At 77.6% G+C, this 4,797-nt stretch carries 4 protein-coding genes; all 4 read left to right on the forward strand.

Annotated elements, in window-relative coordinates:
* Nucleotides 1–397, forward strand: a 397-nt coding sequence (locus tag HLB09_RS13015) for a glutamate ligase domain-containing protein (protein ID WP_409373009.1), incomplete at its 5' end; no start/stop codon positions are given.
* A complete protein-coding gene (locus tag HLB09_RS13020) occupies nt 394–2,016 on the forward strand; it encodes a UDP-N-acetylmuramoyl-tripeptide--D-alanyl-D-alanine ligase (protein ID WP_171203779.1) in 1,623 nt (540 codons plus the stop codon). The genes HLB09_RS13015 and HLB09_RS13020, both read left to right, overlap by 4 nt.
* Entirely contained in the window at nt 2,010–3,101 is a 1,092-nt protein-coding gene (gene mraY / locus HLB09_RS13025; protein WP_171203780.1) for a phospho-N-acetylmuramoyl-pentapeptide-transferase, read from the forward strand. The genes HLB09_RS13020 and mraY overlap by 7 nt, the downstream gene beginning before the upstream one ends.
* Nucleotides 3,098–4,711: a UDP-N-acetylmuramoyl-L-alanine--D-glutamate ligase gene (gene murD / locus HLB09_RS13030; RefSeq protein ID WP_171203781.1), complete on the forward strand. Its 1,614-nt coding sequence runs from the start codon at nt 3,098–3,100 to the stop codon at nt 4,709–4,711. The genes mraY and murD overlap by 4 nt, the downstream gene beginning before the upstream one ends.
* Nucleotides 4,712–4,797 lie beyond the last annotated feature (86 nt).

Raw genomic sequence — 4,797 nt, forward strand, 5'->3', positions numbered from 1 at the left:
CCGCGACCGCGGCAAGCGCGGCCCCATGGGCGCCGCGGCCGCCCGGCACGCCGACGTCGTCGTCGTCACCGACGACAACCCGCGCTCGGAGGACCCGGCCGCCGTGCGGGCCGCCGTCCTGGCCGGGGCCACCGCGCCGCAGCCCGACGGCAGCGCCCCCGGGGGCGCCCCCGGGGACGCACGGCCGGCCCCGCAGGTCCTGGAGGTCGCCGACCGCGCCGCGGCCATCCGCGCGGCCCTGGACGCCGCCGGCGAGGACGGCACCGTCCTCGTGGCCGGCAAGGGCCACGAGCGCGGCCAGGAGGTCGCGGGCGTGGTCCACCCCTTCGACGACCGCGACGAGGTCCGTGCGGCGCTGGACGCGCTGCTCGGCCCCGACGAGAGCGAGAGCGCATGATCCCCCTGTCCCCGCAGCGCCTGGCCGAGGTCGTCGGGGGTGAGCTGCGGCTGCCCGCCCACGGTCCAGAGGGCGCCTCCGCCGACGGGTGGCCGGACGTCAGCGCGCCCGCGGCGACGGACTCGCGGTCGGTCGAGCCGGGCGGCCTCTTCGTCGCCCGAGCGGGGGAGAGCGCGGACGGCCACGACTTCGTGGTCGCGGCCGTCGCCGCCGGCGCCGCCGCGAGCCTCGTCGCCCGCCCCGTGACGGATCCCGGTGCTGGGTCCGACGGCGACCTCGCGGGCCCCCAGGTCGTCGTGCCCGACGTGCAGGCCGCCTTCGAGGCGCTCGCCCGGCACCACGTCGACGCGCTGCGCGCCGAGGGCGCCGTCGTCGTCGGGATCACCGGCAGCGCGGGCAAGACGTCGACGAAGGACCTCCTGGCCGTCCTGCTCGCCGAGCTCGGCCCGACCACCGCCACGCCGATGTCCTACAACGGCGAGGTCGGCCTCCCGCTGACGGTCCTGGCCGCGCCCCCGGGCACCCGCCACCTCGTCCTCGAGATGGGGGCGCGGGGCGTCGGCCACGTCGCCGCGCTGTGCCGGGTGGCGCCGCCGGACGTCGCCGTCGTCCTCAACGTCGGCTCCGCGCACGTGGGCGAGTTCGGCTCGGTGGACGCCATCGAGCGCGCCAAGGGCGAGCTGCCCGAGGCGCTCGGCGAGGGCGGCGCGGCCGTGCTCAACGCCGACGACGAGCGGGTCGCGCGCATGGCGGCGCGCACCCGCGGCCGCGTGCTCGCCGTCCGGGCCGCCGGCTCGGGAGAGGGCGCCGCCGTGTGGGCGCAGGACGTCGACCTCGACGCGGGCGGGCGCGCGGTCTTCCGCCTCCTCTCGCGGCTCGACCCGGGGACGGGCGCGAGGACGGGCGCGAGGACGGGCGCAGGACCCGGCGACGACGCGCCGCGGGAGGCGCGCGTCGCGCTGCGCCTCGTCGGCGAGCACCACGTCGCGAACGCCGTCGCCGCCGCGGCGGTGGCCCTGCACCTCGGCCTGCCCCTCGAGCGGGTGGCCGCGGTGCTCTCCAGCGCCGTCCCCGCGAGCCGGGCCCGCATGGAGGTCACCGAGCGCGCCGACGGGGTGACCGTCGTCAACGACGCCTACAACGCCAACCCGGAGTCGGTCCGCGCGGCGCTCAAGGCGCTCGTCGCGATGCGCCGCGGCCCCGACGGGCGCGAGCGCCGCACCTGGGCCGTGCTCGGGGAGATGCTCGAGCTGGGCGCCTCGAGCACCGCCGAGCACGACCTCGTCGGCCGGCTCGCCGTGCGCCTCAACGTCTCGCACCTCGTGGCCGTCGGGCCGGGCGCCCGCGCGGTGCACTCCGGCGCCCAGCACGAGGGCTCGTGGGGGGACGAGGCCGTGCACGTCGCGGACGTCGACGAGGCCCTCGCGCTGCTGCGCGCGGAGCTGCGCCCGGGCGACGTCGTCCTCGTGAAGTCCTCCAACGCCGCGGGCCTGCGGGCCCTCGGCGACCAGCTCGTCGCCGACGCGCCGCCCACCGACGACCCGCCGTCCGACGCCTCCTCCGCAGGCGGCGCCACGGCCGGCCCGGCCGCGCGCGGGGAGGGGGGCGCCGCGTGCTGACCGTCCTCGTCGCCGCCGCCCTCGCGCTCGTCCTGTCGCTGCTCGGCACGCCCGTCTTCATCCGCTGGCTCGTGCGCAAGGGCTACGGGCAGTTCATCCGCGACGACGGCCCGACGACGCACAAGACCAAGCGCGGCACGCCGACGATGGGCGGCGTCGTCATCGTCGCCGCGACGGTGCTCGCCTACCTCGGCGCCCACCTCGCGACGCTCGACGCGCCCACCGCCTCGGGCCTGCTCGTGCTCCTGCTCATGACGGGCCTCGGCGTCGTCGGCTTCCTCGACGACTACATCAAGATCTCCAAGCAGCGCAGCCTGGGGCTGCGGAGCCTGCCGAAGCTGCTGGGGCAGATCGGCGTCGCGGTGGTCTTCGCCGTCCTCGCGCTGCAGTTCCCCAACGACCGGTTCCGCACGCCGGCGTCGACGAGCATCAGCTTCATCCGCGACACGGGCGTCGACCTGGCCTTCGCCGGGGCCCTGCTGGGGACGGTGCTCTTCGTCGTCTGGGCGCTGCTCATGGTCGCCGGGGCCAGCAACGGCGTGAACCTCACCGACGGCCTCGACGGCCTCGCCACGGGCGCGACGACGGCGGTGGCCGGGTCCTACCTGCTCATCGGGGTGTGGCAGTCCAACCAGAGCTGCCAGAGCGTCGCGACGGCGGGGCCCAACTGCTACGAGGTGCGCGACCCGCGCGACCTCGCCGTCGTCGCGGCCGCCCTCATGGGGGCCTGCTTCGGCTTCCTGTGGTGGAACGCCTCGCCCGCCAAGATCTTCATGGGCGACACGGGGTCGCTGGCCCTCGGCGGCGCGCTCGCCGGCCTCGCGATCCTCTCGCGCACCGAGCTGCTGCTCGTCCTGCTCGGCGGCCTCTTCGTCATCATCACGCTGTCCGTGGTCATCCAGGTCGGCTCCTACAAGCTCACCGGGAGACGGGTGTTCCGCATGGCGCCCCTGCAGCACCACTTCGAGCTCGCCGGGTGGGCCGAGGTGACCATCGTCATCCGCTTCTGGATCGTCGCCGTGCTCTTCGCGGCCCTCGGCCTCGGCATCTTCTACGCCGAGTGGGTCGTCGGGACGGGCCTGTGAGCCCCCTCGGCCCGGGGGAGCAGCCCGTCACCGCCCGCACCGCGCCGCTCGTCGACGCCGGCGCGGAGTGGGCGGGCCTGCGCGTCGTCGTCGCCGGCGTCGGCGCGTCGGGGTTCGCCGCCGCCGACGCGCTCGCCCAGCGCGGTGCCCGGGTGCTCGTCGTCGACGCGCGCGACGGGGCGGAGGAGCGCGAGAAGGTCCGCGTCCTCGACGTCATGGACGTCCGGGCGCTCCTCGGCGACGACGCCGCGGCCGCCCTCGGCGGCGACCTGCCGCGCGTCGACGGCGCGGCGCCCGACCTCGTCGTCACCTCGCCCGGGTGGCGGCCCACCGCGCCGCTGCTCGCGGCCGCCACGGCGGCCGGCGTCCCCGTGTGGGGCGACGTCGAGCTCGCGTGGCGCCTGCAGCCGCCGCCGGGGAGTCCCGGCCGCGCGCCGTGGCTCGCCGTCACGGGGACGAACGGCAAGACGACGACGACGCGGATGCTCGCCGCGATGCTCTCCGCCGCCGGCCTGCGCACCGCGGCGGTCGGCAACGTGGGGACGCCCGTGCTGCACGCCGTCGTCGACCCGCAGCCGTACGACGTCCTCGCGGTCGAGCTCTCCAGCTACCAGCTGCACTGGAGCTCCTCGATCGCCGCGCAGTCGGCGGCCGTGCTCAACCTCGCGCCCGACCACCTCGACTGGCACGGCGGCATGGAGGCGTACGCGGCCGCCAAGGGCCGGGTCTACGAGGGCGTCGAGCGCGCGTGCGTCTACAACGTCGCCGACCCGGTGACGGAGCGGCTCGTGCGCGAGGCCGACGTCGTCGACGGCGCGCGCGCGGTGGGCGTGACGCTCGGCGTCCCCTCCGTGGGCATGCTCGGCGTCGTCGAGGACGTCCTCGCCGACCGCGCCTTCGTCGCCGAGCGGTCCAGCTCGGCCGCCGAGCTCGGCACGCTGGAGGACCTCCTCGCCGCCTCGGGCGGCACCGGGCCCGCCCCGCACGTCGTCGAGGACGCGCTGGCCGCCGCGGCGCTCGCGCGCTCCCACGGCGTGCCGGCTGCGGCAGTGCGCGACGCGCTGCGCGGGTACCGCCCCGACGCCCACCGCATCGCGCTCGTCGCCGAGGCGGACGGCGTGCGCTGGGTCGACGACTCCAAGGCCACCAACGCCCACGCCGCGTCGGCCTCGCTGACGGCCTTCGACCCGGTGGTGTGGGTCGCCGGGGGCCTGGCCAAGGGCGCCTCCTTCGACGAGCTCGTGGCCCGCCACGCCCACCGGCTGCGCGGCGTCGTGCTCGTGGGGCTCGACCGCGAGCCGCTGCGGTCGGCCCTGCGACGACACGCCCCCGAGGTCCCCGTGGTGGAGGTCGAGCCGTCGCAGGATGCGGGGGTGGCTCAGCTCGCGGCACCTCCGACGACGGCCCCGACGGCGGCGCCGACGGGCCGCGCGGTCATGGACCGCGCGGTCGCGCTCGCCGGTGACCTGGCCCGCCCGGGCGACGTCGTCCTGCTGGCCCCGGCGTGCGCGTCCATGGACCAGTTCACCGACTACGGCGCCCGCGGTGACGCCTTCGCCGCGGCGGTCCTCGCCCGCACCGGCGGCGTCGACGGCCCCGGCGGGCGCTGACCGTGGCCTCGAGGACCTCGCCCGCCCGCGCGCCCCAGGGCACCGCGCGTCCGCCCGCGCAGCGCCTGGCAGCCCGAGGGCCCGGA

The sequence above is a fragment of the Pseudokineococcus marinus genome (assembly GCF_013004605.1).
GTDB classification, from domain to species: Bacteria; Actinomycetota; Actinomycetes; order Actinomycetales; family Quadrisphaeraceae; genus Pseudokineococcus; species Pseudokineococcus marinus.

Excerpts from the sequence above, each read along its gene's own strand:
- HLB09_RS13020 (WP_171203779.1), top strand. The coding sequence starts at position 394 with ATGATCCCCCTGTCCCCGCAGCGCCTGGCCGAGGTCGTCGGGGGTGAG.